This is a genomic window from Acinetobacter sp. F-1, from assembly GCF_022869025.1.
Taxonomy (GTDB): domain Bacteria; phylum Pseudomonadota; class Gammaproteobacteria; order Pseudomonadales; family Moraxellaceae; genus Acinetobacter; species Acinetobacter pseudolwoffii.
In genome coordinates this window covers 259,636-281,702 of record NZ_JAJKFX010000002.1, presented here as the reverse complement: position 1 = coordinate 281,702, position 22,067 = coordinate 259,636, and the positions used below count along the sequence as shown (strand labels likewise).

Below are 22,067 nucleotides of genomic sequence, written 5' to 3'. Positions count from 1 at the left end.
CTCCGAAGAGGGTTTTTATATATTTTCTTACAAAGCGGCTGGCTTAGAGACGTTTACGTTTTGCTGCCAGAATTTGGGACTGACGCATACGGAAACCGTCTTTTTGTTTCTCTGTGGTCTTGTCAATGCAGTACACGCAAGAGACACCATGTTCATAACTTGGCAGCGCCACTTCTTCAGGAAGCAAAGGCCAGCCACAGGCATGGCATTTGGTGTTTTGACCTTCTTCGACACCGTGTGTTACTGCTGTACGGCCATCAAATACGAAGCATTCGCCTTCCCACATACTTTCTTCAGCCGGAGTTTCTTCCAGGTATTTTAAAATACCGCCTTTCAGGTGATACACCTCTGTAAAACCTTCTTGCAGAAGCAGAGAGGTTGATTTTTCACAGCGAATACCACCGGTACAGAACATGGCAATTTTCTTGTCTTTGTGCTGTTCCAGATTATTTTTCACATATTCAGGGAATTCACGGAAGCTTTCAGTTTTCGGGTCAATCGCGCCTTTGAACGTTCCTGCTTTGTATTCGTAATCGTTACGGGTATCAACCAGAATCACGTCATCACGCGCAATCAGTTCATTCCATTCCTGAGGATCAAGATAGTGACCGACCAGATCACGTGGTTTCACTTCTACCCCTAAAGTCACGATTTCTTTTTTTAATTTAATTTTCATTTTACGAAATGGCTTGTCAGAGCTGTCTGACTCTTTATATTCCATCTCAACAAAGCCTTCATTGAGAAGGAACTGGTGAATTTGATCAATCGATGCACGGTCACCTGCAACCGTACCGTTAATCCCTTCACCCGCTACAATGAGTGTTCCACAAAGGTTGATTGTTTTTACCAAGTCTAAAAGACGTTGTTGAAGATCGGCAGGATCTTGAACTTCTTTGAATTGATAAAGTGCGGCAACAACCCAACCTGAGGTCGCTTGCTGTTCTACAGGTGCAAGCTGTTCTACAGTAGCGTTCATGGAATACTCCAACGTAGCATGATAATTTAAAGGCGCATATTTTAGCGTGATTCGAGTGAATAAGCGAGTAAAACACTTGCCTTTTAACAGGCTTCAATTCATGGGGGAGAGCGTGTATAGTCATGCCCGACCCGGAATTTTGTAAAGTTTTATGCAGTGATGCAGGTACTGGAAGTTGTAGTATCTTTGGAGTGTGTTTTGAGTTCAGATCGTCGTATTGCGTCTTTAACCCCGTGTGCTGGGCGTTGCTCGACCGTATTTGGTGATGCGGTATGTCGTGGTTGCCGCCGTTTCAATCATGAGGTGATTCACTGGAACACTTATGGCGCTGATCAACATCATGCCGTATGGCGGCGTCTGGATGCACAGCTGGATCAGATTTTAGTGCCGTTGTTGCCACATGCAGATATCGTCAAGGTTCAAGCCTTTGTGCTGTCAAAACGGGTACGTTTACGTGACGATGCCTCCAAAGGACGTAAGCTGTATCATGCTTTAAAGCTCTGTGAAAAAAATCGGCATTTTACCGATGATAGTGGTTTGGGGATTCATTATAAGCAGGTACGTCCACTCTGGGATGAGTTTGAGCGCCGGATTCTGGCTTTGGCCACTGCCAGTTATGATCTGGCTTTTCTGCGGGCGGATGGCATTAGTCAGCATCTGATTCATCTGCAGGAAGAGGAATAAGTCCTCTTTTTTTATGCAGAAAAATAACAACAGCTGAGGGAAAAGCATGAATATCAGTGAGTATCTCTTGTATTGTCTGGCTGTTGTGGTAATGATCGCCACGCCTGGTCCGGTGATGTTGCTGGTGGCCAGTGCCGGTCTAAAAGGCGGTTATGCTGCGGCTTTAAGAACTATTTTTGGCACCAATTTCGCTTCATTGATATTGATTGCTTTATCGATATTAAGCCTGAAAGGCTTGCTGGTCATTAATGAACAGTGGCTGGATGCCATCAAGTTGCTGGGTTGTCTGTATATTGGTTATCTGGGGCTGCAAATATTTCGGGAGGTGATTTTCCAGCAAGCAGAGTCAACTCAAAAGAAGTTATCTCCGGTACGTGGCGGCTTTCAGCAGGGTTTTCTGGTCGGTATTTCCAATCCCAAAGATATTATTTTCTTTGCGGCTTTTTTCCCGCAGTTTATTGGTATTACATCTGATCTCGATTTGAGTCTCATAATCTTAACCTTGAGCTGGATCGTGCTGGATTTCCTGACCCTGTCGGTGGTGTATTTGGGTTTTAACCGTTTATCCCGTTCTCGGTTGTATCCGCATTTGCTGGCCTTGTGTGGTCTCATTCTGCTGATCATTGCTCTTTACGGCATTTATCAGATCCTGATTTAAAAAAGTACTGCACAGTTGTAAGGTTCCTGCCTGGCATATGCGCTAAAAATCATGCTAAGGTAAAATCAAATAAAAATTGAACAGATCAGCATGTCTAAAACAGTAACCAAGCCCGATCATCCATTCTCACCGCTGTTATTTATTCAACCTGCTGTTATTCAGATTCTTCAAATCATTGGACTCGCGCTGATCGCTGTCAGTATCGTGTATCTGCTGGCAGCAAACTGGTGGATGCTGCCGAAATTTGTCCAGTTGTTTATGCCGCAAGTTTTATTGCTGGGTTCGGCATTGCTGAGTGTGCATTTTGCTGCGCGAGAAAAGTTAAGACAAAGTCTGGATACTGTATCGGGTTTAATGCTGGGCTTAAGTCTGGCGGTGATTGGGCAGATCTATCAGACTGGCGCGGACAGTTATCAACTATTTTTGCTTTGGGCATTGTTACTTTTGCCTTGGCTGTATCGACCGAATATTGGTGTGTTTGCATTATTTTGCGTGGTCAGCCAGCTGGCGCTTTATTTTTATTTTAAACAAAGCTTTTGGTTGGTGCGTGCTGAAACTGCCTATCTGCTCAGTCTTAATCTGTTGACCGGACTGAGTCTGATCTATGCATTACGCTATTATCCGGTTTTACGCTATCTGTTGATTGCCGTGGTGGTACTCATTTCGGTATTCAGCATGTTTCGATTTATCGACTCGAATTCGATCTGGTATTTGGCTTCGGTACTGGTCTTAGCACTGTTATTTAGTGCTTATTTCTATACTCGGCAGCAACAGCTGGAAACCAGTTTGCTGGTTGCAGGGCTGGCACTGAGTTTTAGCATTCTGATTTTTGATCTCACAGACCAATATTTGCAAAATTCAGCTGCAGGCTTATTGGTGCTGGCTTTGCTCATCTTTGGCTGGTTTGCGGCGATTAGTGCGCTGCTGATAAAGCTGTTACCCCAGAGCCGGTTTTCGGTCATTCCACTGGCGCTGGGCGCATGGATTGCTGGTGTGATACTGGCCATGCTGTTGCTGACCTATTGGGAAAGTTTATCCATCCTGATGGGGCTAATCTTTATCGGGATTGCCTGGTGGCTGATTCATAGCAAGCCTTCAGTTTTTCTGCGGCAACTGGCTTATTGTTTGTGGGTTTGCGGTCAGGCTGCTGTCCTGATTCATACCGAATTGTTGACAGATAGTTTATTGCTGATCTGGCTGATACAAATCGGTATTACGTTGCTAAGTATCATGAATCGCATGCATTGGCTGGTGCTGCTATTACAGTTATTACTGGCTCATGCGTTGGGAATTGCAGTTTTAATCGAGCAGCACCCATTTTCTCATGACCATCGCCTGATCACATGGATCATGCTGTTGAATTACAGTGTGCTGACCGTGGCTTTACTCACTGCAAGACACTGGCTTGCTTCAGCTTATGCCAAAAGTGTGAATCTGTGGATGATCAGTATTTTGGCAGCAACGGCTATTTTTCAATGTCTGTTGCAATTTGGCGTAGCGCAGCAACTGCATCCGCGCGGTATAGATGAAGCAATTGTTTTCTATATTTTACCCGCAGTATGGCTGCTGAGTTTTATCGGAATACATCTGAAGCAATTTTCGCTGACACCACTCTGGCTGATTCCTGCCGTAGGCATTTTACTGATTGCACTGGGCTATTTTGAAATTTTCATCATTCTGGTACTTATGGCCTGGGCGATGGTCAATCAACAGCGATTGATGCAGGCCTTATTGGTTCTGTTACTGATCTTCTGGTTATGGTTGCTGTATTACAATCTGGGACTCAGCTTTTTATTTAAGAGTGTCAGTATCTTTGCTTCAGGTCTGCTGGTTTTGCTTCTGGCTTATGTGTTGAGCTCACCGAAATTTCAGTCGAAAACAGGAGTAGCCTCATGAAAAAGTTCTGGGTGCTACACCTGAGTATTTTTAGTATTGCCTTATTTGTGGGCTTAATTATCCAGCATGAATGGCATTTAAGAAATAGTCAGAGTATTTTTGTTAAGTTGGCGCCCGTCGATCCGCGTTCGATTTTGCAGGGCGATTATATGGCGCTGAACTATCAGTTGCATTTTGCTGGTCTGGATGCTGATGAAACTGCCCTGAATCAAACAGGTTCAGATATCACTATTCAGGATTTTAAAGATCGGTCTCAGATCGTGAGCTATGTACGCTTGGATGCACAACGACGAGTGATACGAAGCAGTTTTGATCCGCGTCTGTTACAAGTTCATCCGGCATCTTCCGCAAAACTGCTGTTAAAGAATCCACGCAATAGTTTTGAAGCTTTATATCCGGCGGCCAATAGTTTTTTATTCGCCGAAGGCCTAGAGCCGTGTTATCGCAATGCCAAATTTGCCGAACTTAAGCTTAAGGAAAATGGAAAGGCTTTACTGGTTAATCTTGTTGACTCCCATTTAAAGCCCCTAAATTGTGAAAGTTCTAAAAGCTGGCGGCAGGGCAGTTAATTATATTTAGTCATTCTGGCCATAAAAAAGCCCGCGAGGTGCGAGCTTTGGGAATCTGGTCGCATCGACTTAAGCGACTTGTACCGGAATACAGTTGGCAGTATGGCTGACGGTATTGTTTGGATTTGCATAGACCAAGCGAGGCTGATGAGCATTCGCTTCAGCTTCAGTAAAATCGCCAAAGGTTGCAATAATCACGATATCACCTACATCGGCCTGATGTGCAGCGCCACCATTGACTGAGATGATGCCTGAATTGTCTTCGCCACGAATTGCATAAGTTGCAAAACGTTTACCATTGGTCACGTTCCACACATGAATTTCTTCGTATTCACGAATGCCAGCCAAATCCATCAAAACGCCATCAATTGCACATGAACCTTCATAGTGTAGTTCTGCATGTGTAACGTGAGCGCGGTGAATTTTGCATTTTAATAAACGAGATAGCATGGCTAGCGTCCCCTGAGTTGACCTAAGAGTTTGATCATTTGGTTAAATCAATCTTGCTTGCTGTATGGTGAACAATCGAGCAAACGCATTTTGCGCTTAAATAAACTTTCTGGCAAGCGGAATTGTCCAGCAATTTTTGAATGTTTAGTTCGGCTTATATGCGTTGATTTGATTCATGGCTTGCTGTACTTCACCATTCACCAGCATTTTTGTGCGGGCGAGGGCATGGGAAATTGCATCATCCATTAAATTCTGTTCGCTGCTGGGCGCTTTACTGAGCACATGACCGGAAACGCGGTCTTTGGCACCAGGATGGCCGATTCCAATACGCAGGCGATGGAAGTTTGAACCAATATGCGGCACGATATCGCGTAGACCATTATGACCACCGTGACCACCGCCAGTTTTCAGGCGAATGACACCAGGATTCATATCCAGTTCATCATGGGCAATCAGGATCGATTCAGGTGCAATATTGTAGAATTTGGCGAAAGGAACAACACTTTTACCGGAAAGGTTCATAAAGGTTGTCGGTAGAAGAAGACGGACGTCTTGACCTTCGATATTGCCACGACCGCTAAATCCGTTGAATTTTGGGTCTTTTTTGAGGGTAATGCCATATTGCTCTGCAAGGCGTTCTACGAACCAGAAGCCTGCATTATGGCGGGTTTGGGCATACTCAGAACCTGGGTTACCCAAACCAACAATCAGTGAAATATTTGACACTAATTACACCATTAACACTTATGCGCGTTTGAAGTCAGCGTGCATTGGTGTGTTTTTCGCTGGGTGACGTTGTAACGCTTGGATTTTCACGCTTTCAACTTTACCGTCTACATCAATTTCGATAACTTCTTCAAAGAATGAATTGTTTTCTAAGAATTTAACAAGCTGACGAAGCTCAACAGTAATTGCTACAGGAGCAGCTTCACCACCGTAGATGATTGCAGGAACTTTAGCTTGAAGACGAAGGCGGCGGCTCGAACCTTTCCCTTGAACTGCTTCTTCACGTGCTGCTGCGTTTAATACGAAGTTTGCCATGATAGACATCCTATTTAAGTTAAATGAACCAGACTTGCGACCAGTCTAGTGAGTAAAAGCCCTACCAAGTGGCAGGGCTTTGAAAATTCAGCGCTCTATTATAGATAAGAATCGAACATTGCGCTAATAGATTCTTCGTTGTTAATGCGACGAATCGTTTCGGCAACCATGCTGGCTACGGAAACCTGGCGAATCTTGCCCAGTGCTAAAGCTTCATCTGAAAGTGGGATGGTGTCACAAACCACCAACTCATCAATCACAGAATGTCTTAAGTTTTCTAATGCTTTACCAGAAAGTACTGGATGCGTTGCATAAGCAACAACCTTGCGAGCACCGAAAGTTTTCAATGCATCAGCTGCTTTGCATAAAGTGCCTGCAGTATCTACCATGTCATCGACGATGACACAATCACGATCTTTCACATCGCCAATCAAATGCATCACTTGTGATTCATTCGCTTTTTGACGACGCTTATCGATGATTGCAAGATCGATATCACCCATTTGTTTCGCAACAGCACGTGCACGAACCACACCACCGACGTCAGGTGAAACCACCATCAGGTTGTGATGTGACTGCTGACGTAAGTCAGCAAGTAGCGCTGGTGTACCGTAGATGTTGTCTACAGGGATATCGAAGAAACCTTGGATCTGGTCAGCATGAAGATCAATCATCACAACGCGGTCAATACCTACAGTCGTCAGCATGTCTGCAACGACTTTAGCAGTAATTGGCACACGGCTTGAACGTGGACGACGGTCTTGACGAGCATAACCAAAGTAAGGAATCACGGCAGTAATACGACCTGCACTTGCACGACGCAAAGCGTCAGCCATGACTAAGATTTCCATCAGGTTATCGTTAGTAGGAGCACAAGTAGGTTGCACGACGAATACGTCTTTACCACGAACGTTTTCAGTAATCTCGACAGCGATTTCACCATCAGAGAACTGACCTACAGAGGCAGCGCCTAGAGGAATATGTAAGTGACTTACGACTTTTTGAGCGAATTGTGGATGCGCAGATCCACTAAAAACGACAAGATTGGGCATGAAGCACCCTTGGCGGTTGGGATATATGGGAATAGATGGCAGGGGTAGCTGGATTCGAACCAACGGATGCCGAGATCAAAACCCGGTGCCTTACCACTTGGCGATACCCCTAATGCGGCAGAACTTTAATATTTTTACGGTAAAGTGTCAAGGTAAATTAACAGTCTTACAGCAAATGAGTGTTCTGTCTTTTTTCGAGAAAATGGCAGGGGTAGCTGGATTCGAACCAACGGATGCCGAGATCAAAACCCGGTGCCTTACCACTTGGCGATACCCCTAAATTTGATGAACTGTAAGATGGCAGGGGTAGCTGGATTCGAACCAACGGATGCCGAGATCAAAACCCGGTGCCTTACCACTTGGCGATACCCCTAATACAGTACATCTACAGGTGAAAATGGCAGGGGTAGCTGGATTCGAACCAACGGATGCCGAGATCAAAACCCGGTGCCTTACCACTTGGCGATACCCCTATCTACACTTTAAACTGAACTAAAGGTGATTCTTGTAAACTGTTGACCAGGTAAGCTTTACATGGTGCATTTGCAAGAATATCTTCGATATTCAGATTTTCAGTGACTTCAATAAACACACAAGCACCTGTACCTGTAAGTTTTGCAATACCGAACTGGTCGAGATATTGCATCGCTTCATCGACTTCAGGATATAAGGATCGAGCCAGTGGCTCAAAGTTATTTCCAAAATCAGATGGCGTTTGCTGATAGGCGCAAAATTTAGTGCTCTTCGTGTCTCTTGTCAATGCTTTTTGCGAAAAAAGCAGTTGAGTGCTGATAAAACAGTCAGGTTTTAACACAATGAATTGTTTTTGATCTAAGTCTATGAATGTTAAGTGTTCGCCAATGCCTTCAGCCCAAGCATTTCGACCATGTACAAATATCGGTACATCTGCACCCAGCTTGACTCCGAGATCTGCCAGTTGCTCGATATTTAAACCGCACTGCCAGAGCTGGTTCAGCACAATCAGGGTGGTGGCTGCATTAGACGAGCCGCCCCCGAGTCCAGCACCCATCGGGATATTTTTTTCCAGACGAATCTTTAGTCCGGATAGTGTTTGAGCATAGGGCTTCAACAGTTGTACCGCACGATAGATTAAATTCTGTTCTAGGTCGACGGAGGCCAGCCCTTCAATCTGGATGTGTTGATTATCTGTTTGTTCAAACTCCAGCCAGTCATACAGATCAATCAGCTGAAAAATGCTTTGCAGCTCGTGATAGCCATTTTCACGGCGACCGGTAATATGTAAAAACAAATTCAGTTTAGCAGGCGAGGGAACACGAATCATCATGGGCTAACATCAGGTCAATTAACGGTTTTCAATGATCATTGTAATACGGTTTTCCGCACCATTTTCAAGTGACTGCTTTAAAATCAAGCGGTTTGGCATTTTGGCCTGCGCATTGTAATTGAGATCGACCGTCCAGCCCTGTTCAATAATCTGGCTAATCCGCTGTGTATCATCTTTTTGCAATTTGGCAGTCGTTGTCGCAGGGCGGGCCTGTACCCAGTCCACTAAATAGCTGATCGGTGCTTGCCAGCCTGTGGCGCGTTGCAGTAATTCTTCGGCACTTGCCGCCTGAATCACACCTGTTTTAGCACTGTTTAATGTGACTTGGCCGGGCGTGCCGGAAATCTGGGTTTTGCCCACACCTAAAATACCACTCAGCTCAATATCAAATTCTTCTTGCTGTTGTACCCAGGTAAAGAATGCACTGCCGGTCTGTTGCGGTGTGCGCACACCAATTTTACCTTGCAGCTGGAATTGATTATCTGCCTGTACAGAAGGTGTAACTGGCGTTTGCGGATTGATCATCTGCTGACAGCCAGTTAAGAATAAAGCAGTTGCTGCAAAGGCACAGCAGCCCAATTGGCTTAAATTGCGCATAAAAGAATTAACTCGTTTGGTTTTGTGGTGCTAACAATAGCGAATTAAGTTGTTTTAATTCGGGGTCATTTGGATGGTTTTGTTGTAATTGTTGTAACACTTGATGGAAGTGTTGTATATCACCATTCATGTACAACGAACGCGCATAACGTACCCCAATCTTCACGCTTGGATTGAGTTGATATGCTTTGTATAAGACATCTGCAGCCGTGGCAAAGTCATTCTGTAAATAACAGATATAACCATAAGTATCCAGAATGGAAGCCTGTTCCGGTGCATATTCCAGTGCCTGTTCGACATAGCGGCGCGCTTCTTCCAGACGCCGGTTCTGCATTGCCAGGGTATAGGCATAGGCATTCAGATAGGTCGGACTATTCGGTTCAATCTTGAGTAAATTTGCCAGCAATTTATCCAGCTTGTTGCGATCCTGATGTGGATCTAGCAATAGCACTTGCGCATAAACCAGTTCCGGATCATCCGGCAGGTTTTTGCTGGCTTCTTCTAGCAGGCGGATCGCAGCTTTTTTATTCTGCATACGCGTTAAAATATCTGCCTGGGCCAGATATAAAAAGCTGGCATGTTGTGGATAATTCACCCGTTCCTGAGTCAAGAAACGCAGCGCATCATGCAGCTTATCCTGCTGGGCAAAAATCGAGATCATGTTACGACGCGAGACGGTGTACAGACTGCCATCGACCAGACGATAATAGGCTTTGGCGGTTTCATAATGCTGTTTGCGTTCAGCATTCACTGCCAGATAATAATAGGCTTCATTTTGATACTGCGCAGAATAACGCAGTTCGACCAGATGTTTTTCGGCCTTCTCGTATTCTTCCAGATCAATACTGGTCAGTCCGGCAATGAACAGGGCTTCTTCAGCCGTTGGCCATTTTTTTAGAATGTCTTGCAGTTTTTTCAGCGCCAAAGTCGCTTCGTTCAGCTTGACCAGATATTTGACTTCGGCCAGACGCACATCCAGATTATTGCGGTGTTTACGGCTGGATTTTTCATACCATTGCAGGGTTTCTTCTGGATCGCCAAGAGCATTCAGCAGATTGGCTTTCATCAGGATATAACCAGTCGCATTCGGACGTTTTTTTAGAGCACGGTTAATGGTATTTAAAGCCTGTTCCAGCTGACCATTTTGTGCTTCCAGACCGGCCACCAGCACCAGAATAGACGGATTGTCTCTGGCTTTGGTGGTGCTTAAAGCCTGAATCAGATAGCTGCGGTCTTCTGTGCCTTCAGGTGAAATCCCAGCGAGAATTTCTTCCAGATCGGCACTGTCATCAATTTGCAGGATTTTCTCTAAGGTCTCTGCCGCCAGCTCATACTCATGCGCTTTCAGGGCAATATGGGATAAATAAAATAAGGCGGGGACATCCTGCGGCTCCTGTACCACCCAGTGGGTCGAGATATCGAGGGCTGCCTGTAAATCATCATGTTCCAATGCAACATTCAGTGCACGCTGCTTGACCGTGGTGGAATTGCTCTTGATTGCCAGAACCGTATAGTTGTGCAAAGCAGTCGGAATGTCATGTGCGGCAATGGCAAACTCGGCCATCATACTTTGTTTTATCGCATCATAATTTTGATTTGCATGGTAAACTGCTTCCGCTGCATAGAGATGCGCAGTCGAAGCCATGCTACCTACCAGTAGGAATGTGGTAGAATATTGCTTAATTGTAGGGCCGTTGATACGGCTGATTGTTTGACGCAATTTTTTATTGATCCAAGTAATGCTTTTTATGACACCGATGTTGCACAATAGCATAAATTTAGTGAAATGATGACCTGATATGTCTTTCTTTGCATTGGGTGTCAACCATCAAACTGCCTCTGTAGAACTGCGGGAACAAGTTGCGTTTAACCCTGAAAAGTTAAGTGCCATTCTTGCCGAGCAAAGCCAACACCCTGAATTAAACGACATGGTGGTGGTGTCTACATGTAACCGAACCGAAGTTTACGCGATGTCTGACAATGTCGACATGGTGCTGAACTGGCTCGCCCAAAAAAATGGGGTGGATGTCAAACAGCTGCAAAATCATGTCTATCGTTATGAAAATGCCCAAGCCGTGACGCACTTGATGCGTGTCGCCAGTGGTCTGGATTCACTGATGCTGGGTGAACCGCAGATTCTGGGACAAGTCAAAAATGCTCTTTCTCTTGCCAAAGATTCCCAGACGGTGTCACGCAGTTTAAACCGAATTTTTGAATATGCCTTTTATGCGGCCAAACGGGTTCGTTCCGAGACCGCTGTCGGCAGTCATGCGGTATCAATGGGCTATGCGGTCGCACAGTTGGCCCTACAGGTATTTAGTCATCCAGACAAGCTCACCATTATGGTGGTAGCAGCCGGGGAGATGAACAGTCTGGTCGCCAAGCATCTCGCAGAAATGGGTGTGGGCAAGATTATTATCTGTAACCGTACCCGCGAACGTGCCGACATTCTGGCGCAGGAAATTGCGCATCGGGTGGAAGTAGAAATTATTGACTTTGACCAGCTGGCAGACAATCTGCATCGCGCCGATGTGATTTCCAGTTGTACCGGCAGTCTGCATCAGGTGATTCATTTTGCAGATATCAAAGCGGCACTGAAAAAACGCCGTTACCAGCAAATGTTGTTAGTCGATCTGGCCGTGCCACGTGATATCGATCCTAAAGTTGAAAAACTTGATGGGGTATATCTGTATGGCGTCGATGATCTGCAAAGCGTGATTGAGGAAAATCTGGCGCATCGTCGTCAGGCTGCGGTTGAAGCTGAAGTTATGGTGAATCAGCTCGCAACAGAACTGATGACCCAGCAAAAGGTCAAGCAGGCCGGGGCCACCATTCATGCTTATCGTGACCATGGTGAAGAGTTGCGGCAGGAAGAACTGGCATTGGCGCTGCAACGTATTGCCAAGGGTGAAAAAGCAGAAATGGTTATGGCTGAGTTTTCGCACCGCCTGACTCAGAAACTCTTACATCCGACTTCTATTGTGCTGCGTGAGGCGGCCAAGGCGGAAGATCCAAGCTGTTTTGAAATGATGCGCGATACCTTGCAAGAGGTAGTTGATACACGCCGCAAGACCAAACATTAGCGAGCTCTTTAACAATAGCTATTTTGAAGAAAGGCGTTTAGAGATAAACGCCTTATTTTTATTTGAAGCGATTTAAAACTGTTAATCGTCCAATAAGGTCATGGAGCGTTTTTTATCAATTTCGTAAATCTGCATTTTCAGATTCTTCATTTCTGCAATGCTGCTAAATTTTTTCGATTTTATCTTGTTTTTCAGACATTGATATTGCAGCTTGGTCGAGAAGTCTGCCGCCAGTTTGTCGGCCTGTTCAGGCGAAGAGGTATAATCGCTCACATTGGCATGTTGTAGAATATGCTGTAATTCATGATGATGTACTGCACAGGCACCTAAAACATAATAGATCGAGAGTTCAGGATCATCCGGCAGGTCATCAAAAATCACATTCAGAATATTTAGGATTTTAAACAGTAGCTGATCTTCAGATACCAGCGCACGCAGTGGTTCAAAATGAATATACAAATAGGGATGATTCATCAAAATTGCAATCACATATTCTTCAGCATCAATTTTGGTGCTAAAACTTAAGGATGCATCGGTATTGACCTTGGGTTGCCATTTACGGTTAAAGCCCAGTTTCTCGCGGAAAAATTGCTGCAGCAAATAGCGGAATGAGCCATGTTTAGGCAATAATTCGGTCAGATTTTTCAGTTCACCCATGACCTGACTTTTACCTTCAGGGGTAGTGATGTCCTGATTTTGGGTCAGATGGGCAAACACGAAGTCTGACATCAGCGGCGCCTGATCCAGCAAGCGTCTAAAGTTTTCGATGCCTTCACGGCGGATCAAGGAGTCCGGGTCATGGTCAGCAGGCAAAACAAAGAATTTCAGCTCACGGCCATCACTGAGTAATGGCAGGGCAATGTCCAGCGTTCGGCGTGCGGCTTTTTGACCGGCAGCATCGCCATCAAAGGCAATGGTAATCCGGTTGTTCTGCTTAAACAGAATGTTCAGATGGTCGGTATTACTGGCAGTTCCCAGTGTCGCGACTGCGCCATGAATGCCGTATTGCTGCAATGCAATCACATCCATATAGCCTTCGACCATCAGCCATTCCTGGGCTTTCTGCTTTCTGCCTTCATACAGCCCATAAAGCAACTGGTTCTTATGGAAAACTTCAGAGTCTGGCGAGTTGATGTATTTGGGCTTGATCTCGTCATTGAGCGCACGGCCACCAAAGCCGACCACACGACCCTTGGTATCACGAATCGGGAAAATTACCCGCTCACGTAATAGATCAAAATCACGGCCACTGTCGCTGGTACGAATTAGCCCCAGTAGTTTCAGGCCTTCGATATCCTGAGGAAAGGCTTTTTCCAGATGTTGCCAGTCTTCAGGTGCATAACCTAAGCGCCAATAGGCAATGGTTTCTGCAGTCAGGCCACGTTGCTTGAAATATTGCTGTGCACTGGAACTGTTGGGTAACTGGCGTTCATAGAACTGCGCAATATTTTCCAGCAGGTCGTATAAGTTGCCGTCTTGCTGAACTTCGGCCATTGGCATGTGCTCAAAAGCAGCAAAAGGGTCGCCGTAGAAATCCTGTTCGGAGGCCTGAAACTCTGCAAATGGATCAAAAGAAGCATCCGACACAGAATGTTCTTGTGCTGGGCGTTGCGGAGCTTGCGTATTCTCAACTTTGGTCGCAGCGACTATTTTCGGTTTGGCGGCTTCCCGTTTGTATTTTAATTTATTGGAATCAGTATTGTCTTTTGGCAGTTCAATGCCGGTCTGACTGGACAGGTCTTTCATCACTTCGACGAAATTACGGCTACCAATGTCCATTAAAAAACGGATGGCGTTGCCATTGGCCTGACAGCCAAAACAGTGAAAATATTGTTTGTCACGATAGACGTGAAAAGAGGGCGATTTTTCCTGATGGAAAGGACAGCAGCCCGAATAGGTACGGCCAGTTTTTTTCAGTTTCACGAATTGACCAATCACATCGACAATATCGGTGCGATCGAGAATCTGATCAATCGTATGTTGAGGAATTGCCATAATCTGCTGAGCTTCTCGTGCTGCGTATCTAAGGTTTAAGTGATTGAATCAATAGGATTCAACTGATTCAGGTCAATTCTTTTTAACTTCCTTTGTATACCTTTTGCACGATTTGTTCAAGCCTGGCCGGGACAAAGCAAAAGGGCAAGTATGATACCTTGCCCTTAAAGAAAATGCACCTGCGACAGTCGGCTTATTCGGCAGTCGGTTCAGGTTGCTCTGCTTCGGTATTTTTAGGACGATCAAGCAAACCAAAAGATACACGATTGGTCAGGCTGCGCTTTTCAGTTTCTGGCGCATCCGACTCTGCATTGTTGTCAGTCACCGTCTTGGCTTCTTTACCAAAAATACCCAGTGTGGCACGGTTAAAGAAACTGCTTTCGCTACGTGCTGCACGCAAGTTGACCGTACCATCAGATTTCACCAGATTTGGATAATTCAGCTTTAACACATCAACATATTGCTGAGAGGTTGCTTTATCACCCAGTTGATCATAGCCATAGGCAATCGTTGCCAGTGCTTCTGGAATCTGAGGGGTTTGTGGATAATGTTCCACCACCCATTGTGCACGTTCAACCGCAGCCAGATAGGCTTTACGTTTTAAATTAAAGCGTGCCGCATTCATTTCATGCTCAGCCAGTTCCTGACCGATAAATTTCATGCGCTGCGCTGCATCGACCGCATAGGTGCTAGACGGATAGCGGCGAATGAAATCGACAAAATTCTGATAAGCCACTTTCAGATAGCTGACATCACGATGCGACTGTTTCAGCGAGGTATAACGCAGCAGACCATTATAGTTCTGCTCCATATTGGATACGCCGCGTACATAGTAAGCATAGTCGACATTTGGATGTTGTGGATTCAGACGGATAAAGCGCTCTGCCAGTGCCACTGCACCTTCATAATCTTTTTGCTGAAATTTTACATATAACAGTTCAAGCTGCGCTTGCGGAGCATACTGACTGGTCGGGAAATAGGTTTCCAGTGCTTCTAGCTGTTTTGCGGCATCGGTATATTGATTACGATCTAGCGCTTTCTGTGCTTTTTGAATATAAACTTGCTCGCTAGATTCAGGACCTTTATCCACGACTTCTTTTTTGGGATTACTGCTACAGCCTACCATTGCCGATGCAATGCCAATCGTGAGGGCAAGCATTGTCATTTTATAATGTGGTAGCGACATAAAAATTCCTCTGTTAATACGGGCAATGAGCTACAATTGCACTATTAAACCACTTTTGTCTGAATGAGCAAATGAGTCAAGCACAATCTTCCAATTCTAATATCCCTGATACTGATTTCAATTTACTTGAAGATTCTGAGGATGCAGATAACCATACTTCAGAAGCAACTGCAACACGTTTATCGTTGCAATTTCAACTGGATGAAACTTATATCGGGCAACGGATCGACCAGATTGCCGCGATGGTCTGGAGCGATTTTTCCCGAGAAAAATTAAAGCAATGGATCAAAGATGGCAATTTATTGGTGAATGGTCAACCGGTCAAGCCGAAATTTAAAAGTGATGGTTTTGAAATCCTGACCTTAAATGTCGAGCTTGAAGCGCAAACGCGAAACCTGCCGGAAGATATTCCACTGGACATCATCTATGAAGATGATGACATTATCGTCATTAACAAAGCTGTCGGCATGGTTGTGCATCCGGGCGCAGGCAATACATCGGGTACTTTGGTGAATGCTTTGTTACATCATTATCCAAAATCGGCTGAACTGGCACGTGCCGGTCTGGTACACCGTATTGATAAAGACACCAGTGGTTTGTTGGTCGTCGCGAAAAATCTGGAATCACAGTTCTCTCTCAGCAAACAGCTTGAGAAAAAATCAGTGTATCGTCTGTATGATCTGGTGGTATATGGCAATATTATTGCTGGCGGTACCATTGATGAACCGATCAAACGCCATCCGGTGGATCGCGTGAAAATGACTGTGCTTCCGGGCGGTAAAGATGCAGTAACGCATTATAACGTCAAAGAGCGCTTCCAGCATTTCACCCGTGTTCAAGCCCGTCTTGAAACCGGACGTACCCACCAGATTCGTGTGCATTTTAGCTATATCGGCTTTGGCCTGATTGGTGATCAGGTGTATATGCCGCGTGTACGTATGCCGGCAGGTGCATCACAATTATTAGATGATACTTTACGTGGCTTTAAACGTCAGGCCTTGCATGCAGCAAAACTCGGTCTGACCCATCCGCGTAGCAAAGAAGAAATGACCTTTGAAGCGCCGTGGCCGGAAGATTTTGCCAATCTGATTGAAGTGCTGCGCACCGAAAACAAAGCCTATTAATTTTTTTATTTAGCTCGCGTCAAAGCAAGGAATCGAGATGCAATTTGTACCAGGACTTCCACAAGGTGTGTATGTGGGTCAGACCCGCGTTCATCATGCGAAAGTACAGCCATCCACGCAGCCTGAGCTTGCAGGTTTTAATCTGGCCTTGCATGTGCAGGATGATGCGCAGCGGGTACAACAGCATCGTATGGCTTTACTGCAAGATTTCGCTGCCTTTGGCGTAGATAAAATTACCTGGATGACCCAGACGCATAGCACCATCTGTCATAGCATTAATGAACAGATATCCTTTGAGGCATTGGTCGGCGATGGTCTGGTGACGCAGCGCAAAACCCATGTCCTGATGATGATGACCGCAGACTGTTTGCCGGTGGTGTTAGGTAATGCCGATGGTACGGAAGTTGCCAATTTGCATGCTGGTTGGCGTGGTCTGGCCGGTGGTATTGTCGAAAATACCATTGCCGCCATGCAGACTCCGCCGACCTGGGCCTGGCTTGGTGCGGCGATCAGTCAGCCCTGTTTTGAAATTGGTACAGAGGTAAAAGTGGCTTTTTGCAGTAAATATCCTGAACTGGACAGTGCATTTCAGGGTGGTGAACAGCTAGGTAAATATTATGCCGACCTGTATGCGATTTCGCGCTATATCTTGCAGCAACATGGGATACATACCGTATTGGGCGGGGATCAATGTTCTTATCGTCAAGCAGATGAATATTTTTCTTATCGCCGTGAGCCTAAAACGGGTCGTATGGCGACATTCGTGTTTATGGCATGAAAATGTTAAACTTAACTGAATTTTTTGGCTTTTGAGCATTATGTCCCTATCTTCCAAATCTGTTGCGATTGTTTATCACAGTCCTTATGGACACACGGCTAAAGTGGCAAATTTTATTGCTGATGGTGCACGGGAAACTGGTGTTCAGGTGCATATGATGAATGTCGAACATATTGATTGGGATGTGCTAGATGCCGCAGATGCGATTGTCTTTGGTTGTCCGACCTATATGGGAAGCCTGACCTCTGCCATGAAGCTGTTTATGGAGCAGTCATCCAAGCGCTGGCTGGCGCGTAGCTGGCAGGGCAAACTGGCAGCAGCTTTTACCAATGGTGGCGGACTTAGTGGCGACAAACTGGCAGTGTTGCAGCAAATCAACCTGTTTGCGATGCAGCATGGTATGTTGTGGAGCGGTTTGCCCTTGATGCCGACAGGTCGTGCCGTGACTGATCTGAATCGTATGTCGAGCTTTTTGGGGCTGATGACCCAGTCGGACAATGCACCGGTAGAAGTCACCCCACCTGAAGGGGATTTAAAAACCGCGCTCTGGTTTGGCGAATATATTGCTTTGACACTGGCGCGCTTAAATCATCCAGCTTAGTCAGTGATAAAAAAACCTCCACATGCTGGAGGTTTTTATATTCAAGTATTGATCCATTATTTATGGAAAATTCGCGCTTTATCACGTTGCCAGTCACGGTCTTTTTCAGTAGCACGTTTGTCATGGAGCTGCTTACCTTTGACCAGTGCAATTTCCAGCTTGGCATGCGGGCCTTTCCAGTAACAGGCCAGTGGCACGCAGGAATAACCTTTCTGGTTAATCGCGCCCATCAGCTTTTCAATTTCACGGCGATTCAACAACAGTTTTCGGGTACGGGTCGCTTCAGGCACCACGTGTGTTGAAGCACTCAGCAAAGGCTGAACTTGCGCACCAAACAGGAAAGCTTCACCATTTTTAAAGGTAATATAGCTTTCTACAATGGTCATACGACCGGCACGCATTGATTTGACTTCCCAGCCCTTTAATGACAGCCCCGCTTCAAATTTCTCTTCAATAAAATAATCGTGGCGGGCACGTTTATTCAGTGCAATGGTACCGCCATTATTTTTTTTTACTACAATAGATGCTTTCGCCATAATCTGATACTTCCAAACGTGCTGCTATTGTACCGCAACTAGAAATAAGGTGAAGTTTTTTAAATTAATGAGGATTATTCACCAAAAAAACAAGTTTTTGCTAAAATAAGATTCTACATAACAAACAGAGTACAAATGGATGTCTAAAACTCGTGTGATTTATCCGGGGACTTTTGATCCAATTACCAATGGACATATTGATTTGGTAACCCGCGCAGCGCGAATGTTTGATGAGGTCGTTGTGGCGATTGCCATCGGTCATCATAAAAATCCGGTATTTAGTCTGGAAGAGCGTGTTGCATTGGCAAAAGAGTCATTGAGTCATTTGGACAATGTTGAATTTGTAGGTTTTGATGGTTTGCTGGTCAATTTCTTTCGTGAACAAAAAGCGACGGCTGTACTGCGTGGTTTGCGTGCAGTGTCCGATTTTGAGTATGAATTTCAGCTGGCCAATATGAACCGTCAGCTGGACTCCCACTTTGAAGCGGTATTTTTAACCCCTTCAGAGCAATATTCTTTTATTTCATCCACTTTGGTGCGTGAAATTGCTCGATTAAGAGGTGATGTGACTAAGTTTGTACCCCCAAACGTGGTTGCTGCCTTCGAGCGTAAACTTCAACAAGGTTGGTAGCGTGTCTTTATATATCACCGATGAATGCATTAACTGTGATGTCTGTGAACCTGTATGCCCAAATGAGGCAATTTTCATGGGTGAGCTCATTTATGAGATTCATCCGGATTTATGTACAGAGTGCGTCGGACATCATGATCAACCGCAGTGTCAGCTGTTCTGTCCGGTAGATTGTATTCCACTGGATCCGAACCATGCGGAAACGCAGGAACAGCTACAAGCCAAGTATGAAAAACTGACTGCTCAAAAAACATCAAGCAATTAGTTGCGATATTTGGTACTATGCCGCTCGAAGTGAGCCAGACGATCGCTGCTGTGGAGATCTCCGTGATTGAAGCAGGGGAGGAAAGTCCGGGCTTCATAGGGCAAGGTGCCAGGTAATGCCTGGGCGGTGCAAACCGACGGCAAGTGCAGCAGAGAGAAGACCGCCTTCATTATGTTTCCGAGCAATCGGAATCGGAGGTAAGGGTGAAAGGGTGCGGTAAGAGCGCACCGCATGGCTGGTAACAGTTCATGGCGAGGTAAACCCCACCGGAAGCAAGACCAAATAGGAATCCATTAGGCATGGCCCATGCTGGATTCGGGTAGGTCGCTTGAGCGCATGAGTGATTGTGCGCCTAGAGGAATGATCGTTCACGACAGAACCCGGCTTATCGGCTCACTTCAACAAATTTTGATCAAACAGTGCATTATGGGGTTGACGCTCTTTAAAGAAAATCTCATAATGCGCGCACAGTTTAAGGCTATGTAGCTCAGTTGGTTAGAGCACCGCACTCATAATGCGGGGGTCACAAGTTCAAGTCTCGTCATAGCCACCATATTCTGAAAAAACCCACTCCGATTGAGTGGGTTTTTTATGTCTGATATTTGATGATGATGTTGGTGGAAAATCTGAAAAGCACTACAATAGTTAAAATAAAACAAATAACAAGAATATGTATGATGATTAAAAATTTAATACTATCAACTCTGATTTTCTTTATTGCTTTACCTGTTTTTGCTGCAGATTCAATTAAGTCACTTCCTTTTAAAGAAAAAAATATTTCCAAAGCAGAAATAAGATCAATTTGTCAAAAAGTAAAATTTAGTTGTGATGAGAGTGATGCAAAACTTTGGGTAGTTAAAATTGCTGAAGCTGAAAAATATTATTTAATTGATGAAAATTTACAAATTATTCAGCTTTCAAAAAATCTTGGAAAATATCAAATCATTGATTATTGGGATCTAACCACGTATCAACAGGTTTATGCGCTTAAAGAGGATAAGAGTGGTATAGAATTTATATATCCTGCCTTATACCCACTCAATCGGCATAGTTATGCTATTGCCTTAATTCATGGCTGGGTTTCAAATGATGCAGGTGAACAGAATGCACAGTTTATTCAATTACTTCCAAAAGGAAAGACAAAACTGGTCTTCGAGCATTTACCTTTTTACGAATACCAGAATCGACTTTCCTGCTACAAAGATATGAAAGATAAAAAGAATAATTATTGTGATGATCAGAAGGAGACCGTACTTAAGATCAGCTATAGAGATGTAGGATTGGCTTATTATGAATGGCGTTTAAGTTATTTGAATATAAACTGGCTTAAGAATAATAAAATCGACGAATATAAACAGCGGAGTTTGGCGTTAATCCCTTTTATTCAAGCGCAGTAAAGGCATGTAGCAGTGATCTAACATCATCCGTTTGCAACTGCTCACGCATTTTTAAAAACTGCTTTTCATCTAAGTCATAGAGCTTAAGAGAAAGCAGTTTTTCTATATCTGCTTTAGGAAAACGATATTTAATAATTTTGGCAGGCACGCCACCGACCACTGCGTATGATGGAACGTCTTTGGTGACCACGGCACCTGTTGCCACCACAGCACCTTCGCCAAGCGTTACACCTTGCATAATCATGGCACGTGAGCCAATCCAGCAACCATCGCCAATGAATGTATCGCCAGCAGGCACAAAACTGCGTGTATCGAAGGGAAAGGCTGAAATCCAGTCGGTACGGTGTAATTGATTACCACCCATCATAATCACGCATTCTGCGCCAAAACAGACAAAATTGCCGATATAGAGCTGATCAATGGGTTTATCTGGGGTAGAGGGCTTGTCATGTAGATAACGCACCACGCAACGCTCAAAACCCTGATCCCAATAAGCAGAATAGTAAGAATAGTTTCCCTTAATATGAATATTTGGATTCTTCACCGTTTTTGAGATGAACTCGAACTCACACCAGTGGTTTACAGGGGAATTAATTAACTTTTCGGCCATAAGGGAGATACAAAAATCAAGGAATGAGAAATTATACCTAATCGGCGTCTAAACTGGCTGAATAATCTCGAAAGACAATCCAGCGAGTAGGGATAAAGCAAATGATTAAGTTATAGCAGACTGGATGGGAATACGTGCAATGACTTTAATTTCAAAATCAAAACCCGCTAGCCAGGTCACACCAACAGCCGTCCAGTTTGGGTAAGGCTTTTGATTAAACACTTGCTGCTTAACTTTCATGATACTTTCAAACTGTACTTCTGGGTCAGTGTGAAAAGTCGTCACATCGATAATATCATCAAAGCTACAACCTGCCGCTGCGAGGGTCGCAGCTAAATTTTCAAAAGCACGTTCTACCTGTTTTTCAAAATCAGGTTCGGGGCTGCCATCTTCACGGCTACCGACCTGACCCGAGACAAAGAGCAGATCTTGCGATTTGATTGCAGCCGAATAACCATGCTGTTCATATAGGGCATGGCGGTCTTTAGGAAATATTGCAGTTCTGGTCATGACTATTCTCGTTAAAACCTAGATGAAAAATTATTTTAAAGCGCTGTAAATTTTCACATACGCTTCGTATGTATTAAACATAATTGACATACGATACGTATGTCAATTAAAATTTTTGTGAT

24 protein-coding genes, 5 tRNA genes and 1 other RNA gene are annotated in these 22,067 nt (G+C 44.7%); 13 read left to right on the top strand and 17 right to left on the bottom strand.

Annotated features, from left to right (window positions below; translation table 11 throughout):
- Positions 1-43: 43 nt before the first annotated feature.
- The gene (locus LOZ91_RS03280; RefSeq protein WP_005097749.1) at positions 44-976 is read right to left on the bottom strand and encodes a rhodanese-related sulfurtransferase; all 933 of its coding nucleotides are present in this window, start codon (positions 974-976) and stop codon (positions 44-46) included.
- Between the two features lie 198 nt (positions 977-1,174).
- Here LOZ91_RS03280 and LOZ91_RS03275 point away from each other — a divergent pair, with 198 nt between their 5' ends.
- From LOZ91_RS03275 to LOZ91_RS03260, 4 genes are all read left to right on the top strand, one after another.
- On the top strand, positions 1,175-1,660 hold the full coding sequence (locus LOZ91_RS03275; protein ID WP_035337988.1) for a DUF1289 domain-containing protein: 486 nt from the start codon (positions 1,175-1,177) through the stop codon (positions 1,658-1,660).
- Between the two features lie 46 nt (positions 1,661-1,706).
- Positions 1,707-2,318: a LysE family translocator gene (locus LOZ91_RS03270; RefSeq protein ID WP_005097747.1), complete on the top strand. Its 612-nt coding sequence runs from the start codon at positions 1,707-1,709 to the stop codon at positions 2,316-2,318.
- A 90-nt stretch (positions 2,319-2,408) separates the two neighbouring features.
- Positions 2,409-4,214, top strand: coding sequence for a DUF2157 domain-containing protein (locus LOZ91_RS03265; protein ID WP_100329104.1), 1,806 nt, complete (start codon positions 2,409-2,411; stop codon positions 4,212-4,214).
- Entirely contained in the window at positions 4,211-4,783 is a 573-nt protein-coding gene (locus tag LOZ91_RS03260; protein ID WP_005097744.1) for a GDYXXLXY domain-containing protein, read from the top strand. Before LOZ91_RS03265 ends, LOZ91_RS03260 begins: the two co-directional genes overlap by 4 nt.
- A gap of 69 nt (positions 4,784-4,852) precedes the next feature.
- Here LOZ91_RS03260 and panD read toward each other — a convergent pair whose 3' ends face one another.
- The 11 genes from panD to LOZ91_RS03205 all read right to left on the bottom strand — a co-directional run bounded on the left by panD (position 4,853) and on the right by LOZ91_RS03205 (position 10,949).
- Entirely contained in the window at positions 4,853-5,233 is a 381-nt protein-coding gene (gene panD / locus LOZ91_RS03255) for an aspartate 1-decarboxylase (protein ID WP_004280606.1), read from the bottom strand.
- A gap of 144 nt (positions 5,234-5,377) precedes the next feature.
- Complete coding sequence (pth, locus tag LOZ91_RS03250) at positions 5,378-5,959, bottom strand: aminoacyl-tRNA hydrolase (protein ID WP_004280604.1); 582 nt, start codon at positions 5,957-5,959, stop codon at positions 5,378-5,380.
- 18 nt (positions 5,960-5,977) lie between these two features.
- The gene (rplY, locus tag LOZ91_RS03245; protein WP_244782646.1) at positions 5,978-6,274 is read right to left on the bottom strand and encodes a 50S ribosomal protein L25; all 297 of its coding nucleotides are present in this window, start codon (positions 6,272-6,274) and stop codon (positions 5,978-5,980) included.
- A gap of 98 nt (positions 6,275-6,372) precedes the next feature.
- Positions 6,373-7,326 (bottom strand): ribose-phosphate pyrophosphokinase, encoded by a 954-nt coding sequence (locus LOZ91_RS03240; RefSeq protein ID WP_005097740.1) that lies wholly within the window; start codon positions 7,324-7,326, stop codon positions 6,373-6,375.
- A 36-nt stretch (positions 7,327-7,362) separates the two neighbouring features.
- Positions 7,363-7,437: transfer RNA gene (locus LOZ91_RS03235), tRNA-Gln, on the bottom strand.
- Between the two features lie 92 nt (positions 7,438-7,529).
- Positions 7,530-7,604: transfer RNA gene (locus tag LOZ91_RS03230), tRNA-Gln, on the bottom strand.
- 20 nt (positions 7,605-7,624) lie between these two features.
- Positions 7,625-7,699, bottom strand: a tRNA-Gln gene (locus LOZ91_RS03225).
- A 25-nt stretch (positions 7,700-7,724) separates the two neighbouring features.
- A tRNA-Gln gene (locus LOZ91_RS03220) sits at positions 7,725-7,799 on the bottom strand.
- A gap of 2 nt (positions 7,800-7,801) precedes the next feature.
- Positions 7,802-8,629, bottom strand: coding sequence for a 4-(cytidine 5'-diphospho)-2-C-methyl-D-erythritol kinase (ispE, locus tag LOZ91_RS03215; protein ID WP_100358238.1), 828 nt, complete (start codon positions 8,627-8,629; stop codon positions 7,802-7,804).
- Positions 8,630-8,650: 21 nt separating this feature from the next.
- The gene (gene lolB / locus LOZ91_RS03210) at positions 8,651-9,229 is read right to left on the bottom strand and encodes a lipoprotein insertase outer membrane protein LolB (protein ID WP_005097737.1); all 579 of its coding nucleotides are present in this window, start codon (positions 9,227-9,229) and stop codon (positions 8,651-8,653) included.
- A gap of 7 nt (positions 9,230-9,236) precedes the next feature.
- A complete protein-coding gene (locus tag LOZ91_RS03205) occupies positions 9,237-10,949 on the bottom strand; it encodes a tetratricopeptide repeat protein (protein ID WP_005097736.1) in 1,713 nt (570 codons plus the stop codon).
- A 79-nt stretch (positions 10,950-11,028) separates the two neighbouring features.
- Between LOZ91_RS03205 and hemA the strand changes: the two genes are divergently transcribed.
- Complete coding sequence (hemA, locus tag LOZ91_RS03200) at positions 11,029-12,312, top strand: glutamyl-tRNA reductase (RefSeq protein ID WP_005097735.1); 1,284 nt, start codon at positions 11,029-11,031, stop codon at positions 12,310-12,312.
- An 81-nt stretch (positions 12,313-12,393) separates the two neighbouring features.
- Here the strand turns inward: hemA and LOZ91_RS03195 are convergent, their stop codons facing one another.
- On the bottom strand, positions 12,394-14,307 hold the full coding sequence (locus tag LOZ91_RS03195) for a CHC2 zinc finger domain-containing protein (RefSeq protein ID WP_005097734.1): 1,914 nt from the start codon (positions 14,305-14,307) through the stop codon (positions 12,394-12,396).
- Between the two features lie 193 nt (positions 14,308-14,500).
- Positions 14,501-15,493, bottom strand: a complete 993-nt coding sequence (locus LOZ91_RS03190) for an outer membrane protein assembly factor BamD (RefSeq protein ID WP_005097733.1) — start codon at positions 15,491-15,493, stop codon at positions 14,501-14,503.
- 71 nt (positions 15,494-15,564) lie between these two features.
- Between LOZ91_RS03190 and rluD the strand changes: the two genes are divergently transcribed.
- From rluD to LOZ91_RS03175, 3 genes are read left to right on the top strand one after another with little or no spacing between them, the layout of a single operon-like run.
- The gene (rluD, locus tag LOZ91_RS03185; protein ID WP_005169846.1) at positions 15,565-16,617 is read left to right on the top strand and encodes a 23S rRNA pseudouridine(1911/1915/1917) synthase RluD; all 1,053 of its coding nucleotides are present in this window, start codon (positions 15,565-15,567) and stop codon (positions 16,615-16,617) included.
- A gap of 37 nt (positions 16,618-16,654) precedes the next feature.
- Positions 16,655-17,395 carry a peptidoglycan editing factor PgeF gene (gene pgeF, locus LOZ91_RS03180; RefSeq protein ID WP_244782645.1) on the top strand — a complete coding sequence of 247 codons (741 nt, stop codon included), beginning with the start codon at positions 16,655-16,657 and terminating at the stop codon, positions 17,393-17,395.
- A 40-nt stretch (positions 17,396-17,435) separates the two neighbouring features.
- Positions 17,436-17,996 carry a flavodoxin family protein gene (locus tag LOZ91_RS03175; protein WP_005097730.1) on the top strand — a complete coding sequence of 187 codons (561 nt, stop codon included), beginning with the start codon at positions 17,436-17,438 and terminating at the stop codon, positions 17,994-17,996.
- Positions 17,997-18,052: 56 nt separating this feature from the next.
- Here LOZ91_RS03175 and smpB read toward each other — a convergent pair whose 3' ends face one another.
- On the bottom strand, positions 18,053-18,532 hold the full coding sequence (gene smpB, locus LOZ91_RS03170; protein ID WP_004280586.1) for an SsrA-binding protein SmpB: 480 nt from the start codon (positions 18,530-18,532) through the stop codon (positions 18,053-18,055).
- Between the two features lie 139 nt (positions 18,533-18,671).
- On the opposite strand from smpB, the gene coaD reads away from it, so the two are divergent.
- The 5 genes from coaD (at position 18,672) to LOZ91_RS03145 (ending at position 20,825) form a co-directional block, all read left to right on the top strand.
- Positions 18,672-19,163 carry a pantetheine-phosphate adenylyltransferase gene (coaD, locus tag LOZ91_RS03165; protein WP_004280585.1) on the top strand — a complete coding sequence of 164 codons (492 nt, stop codon included), beginning with the start codon at positions 18,672-18,674 and terminating at the stop codon, positions 19,161-19,163.
- 1 nt (position 19,164) lies between these two features.
- Entirely contained in the window at positions 19,165-19,428 is a 264-nt protein-coding gene (locus LOZ91_RS03160) for a YfhL family 4Fe-4S dicluster ferredoxin (protein WP_180049613.1), read from the top strand.
- Between the two features lie 26 nt (positions 19,429-19,454).
- Positions 19,455-19,832: RNase P RNA component class A (rnpB, locus tag LOZ91_RS03155), an RNA gene on the top strand.
- A gap of 72 nt (positions 19,833-19,904) precedes the next feature.
- Positions 19,905-19,981: transfer RNA gene (locus LOZ91_RS03150), tRNA-Met, on the top strand.
- A gap of 121 nt (positions 19,982-20,102) precedes the next feature.
- The gene (locus LOZ91_RS03145) at positions 20,103-20,825 is read left to right on the top strand and encodes a hypothetical protein (protein WP_005097728.1); all 723 of its coding nucleotides are present in this window, start codon (positions 20,103-20,105) and stop codon (positions 20,823-20,825) included.
- Here LOZ91_RS03145 and LOZ91_RS03140 read toward each other — a convergent pair.
- Both LOZ91_RS03140 and LOZ91_RS03135 read right to left on the bottom strand, forming a co-directional pair.
- Positions 20,809-21,435 carry a CatB-related O-acetyltransferase gene (locus tag LOZ91_RS03140; RefSeq protein WP_244782644.1) on the bottom strand — a complete coding sequence of 209 codons (627 nt, stop codon included), beginning with the start codon at positions 21,433-21,435 and terminating at the stop codon, positions 20,809-20,811. The genes LOZ91_RS03145 and LOZ91_RS03140 overlap by 17 nt on opposite strands.
- A 105-nt stretch (positions 21,436-21,540) precedes the next feature.
- Positions 21,541-21,945: a RidA family protein gene (locus LOZ91_RS03135; protein ID WP_005169859.1), complete on the bottom strand. Its 405-nt coding sequence runs from the start codon at positions 21,943-21,945 to the stop codon at positions 21,541-21,543.
- Between the last annotated feature and the right edge of the window lie 122 nt (positions 21,946-22,067).

Excerpts from the sequence above, each read along its gene's own strand:
- LOZ91_RS03280 (WP_005097749.1), bottom strand. The coding sequence starts at position 976 with ATGAACGCTACTGTAGAACAGCTTGCACCTGTAGAACAGCAAGCGACC.
- LOZ91_RS03270 (WP_005097747.1), top strand. The coding sequence starts at position 1,707 with ATGAATATCAGTGAGTATCTCTTGTATTGTCTGGCTGTTGTGGTAATG.
- LOZ91_RS03265 (WP_100329104.1), top strand. The coding sequence starts at position 2,409 with ATGTCTAAAACAGTAACCAAGCCCGATCATCCATTCTCACCGCTGTTA.
- LOZ91_RS03260 (WP_005097744.1), top strand. The coding sequence starts at position 4,211 with ATGAAAAAGTTCTGGGTGCTACACCTGAGTATTTTTAGTATTGCCTTA.
- panD (WP_004280606.1), bottom strand. The coding sequence starts at position 5,233 with ATGCTATCTCGTTTATTAAAATGCAAAATTCACCGCGCTCACGTTACA.
- rplY (WP_244782646.1), bottom strand. The coding sequence starts at position 6,274 with ATGGCAAACTTCGTATTAAACGCAGCAGCACGTGAAGAAGCAGTTCAA.
- LOZ91_RS03240 (WP_005097740.1), bottom strand. The coding sequence starts at position 7,326 with ATGCCCAATCTTGTCGTTTTTAGTGGATCTGCGCATCCACAATTCGCT.
- ispE (WP_100358238.1), bottom strand. The coding sequence starts at position 8,629 with ATGATTCGTGTTCCCTCGCCTGCTAAACTGAATTTGTTTTTACATATT.
- lolB (WP_005097737.1), bottom strand. The coding sequence starts at position 9,229 with ATGCGCAATTTAAGCCAATTGGGCTGCTGTGCCTTTGCAGCAACTGCT.
- hemA (WP_005097735.1), top strand. The coding sequence starts at position 11,029 with ATGTCTTTCTTTGCATTGGGTGTCAACCATCAAACTGCCTCTGTAGAA.
- LOZ91_RS03195 (WP_005097734.1), bottom strand. The coding sequence starts at position 14,307 with ATGGCAATTCCTCAACATACGATTGATCAGATTCTCGATCGCACCGAT.
- LOZ91_RS03190 (WP_005097733.1), bottom strand. The coding sequence starts at position 15,493 with ATGTCGCTACCACATTATAAAATGACAATGCTTGCCCTCACGATTGGC.
- rluD (WP_005169846.1), top strand. The coding sequence starts at position 15,565 with ATGAGTCAAGCACAATCTTCCAATTCTAATATCCCTGATACTGATTTC.
- pgeF (WP_244782645.1), top strand. The coding sequence starts at position 16,655 with ATGCAATTTGTACCAGGACTTCCACAAGGTGTGTATGTGGGTCAGACC.
- LOZ91_RS03175 (WP_005097730.1), top strand. The coding sequence starts at position 17,436 with ATGTCCCTATCTTCCAAATCTGTTGCGATTGTTTATCACAGTCCTTAT.
- smpB (WP_004280586.1), bottom strand. The coding sequence starts at position 18,532 with ATGGCGAAAGCATCTATTGTAGTAAAAAAAAATAATGGCGGTACCATT.
- coaD (WP_004280585.1), top strand. The coding sequence starts at position 18,672 with ATGTCTAAAACTCGTGTGATTTATCCGGGGACTTTTGATCCAATTACC.
- LOZ91_RS03145 (WP_005097728.1), top strand. The coding sequence starts at position 20,103 with ATGATGATTAAAAATTTAATACTATCAACTCTGATTTTCTTTATTGCT.
- LOZ91_RS03140 (WP_244782644.1), bottom strand. The coding sequence starts at position 21,435 with ATGGCCGAAAAGTTAATTAATTCCCCTGTAAACCACTGGTGTGAGTTC.
- LOZ91_RS03135 (WP_005169859.1), bottom strand. The coding sequence starts at position 21,945 with ATGACCAGAACTGCAATATTTCCTAAAGACCGCCATGCCCTATATGAA.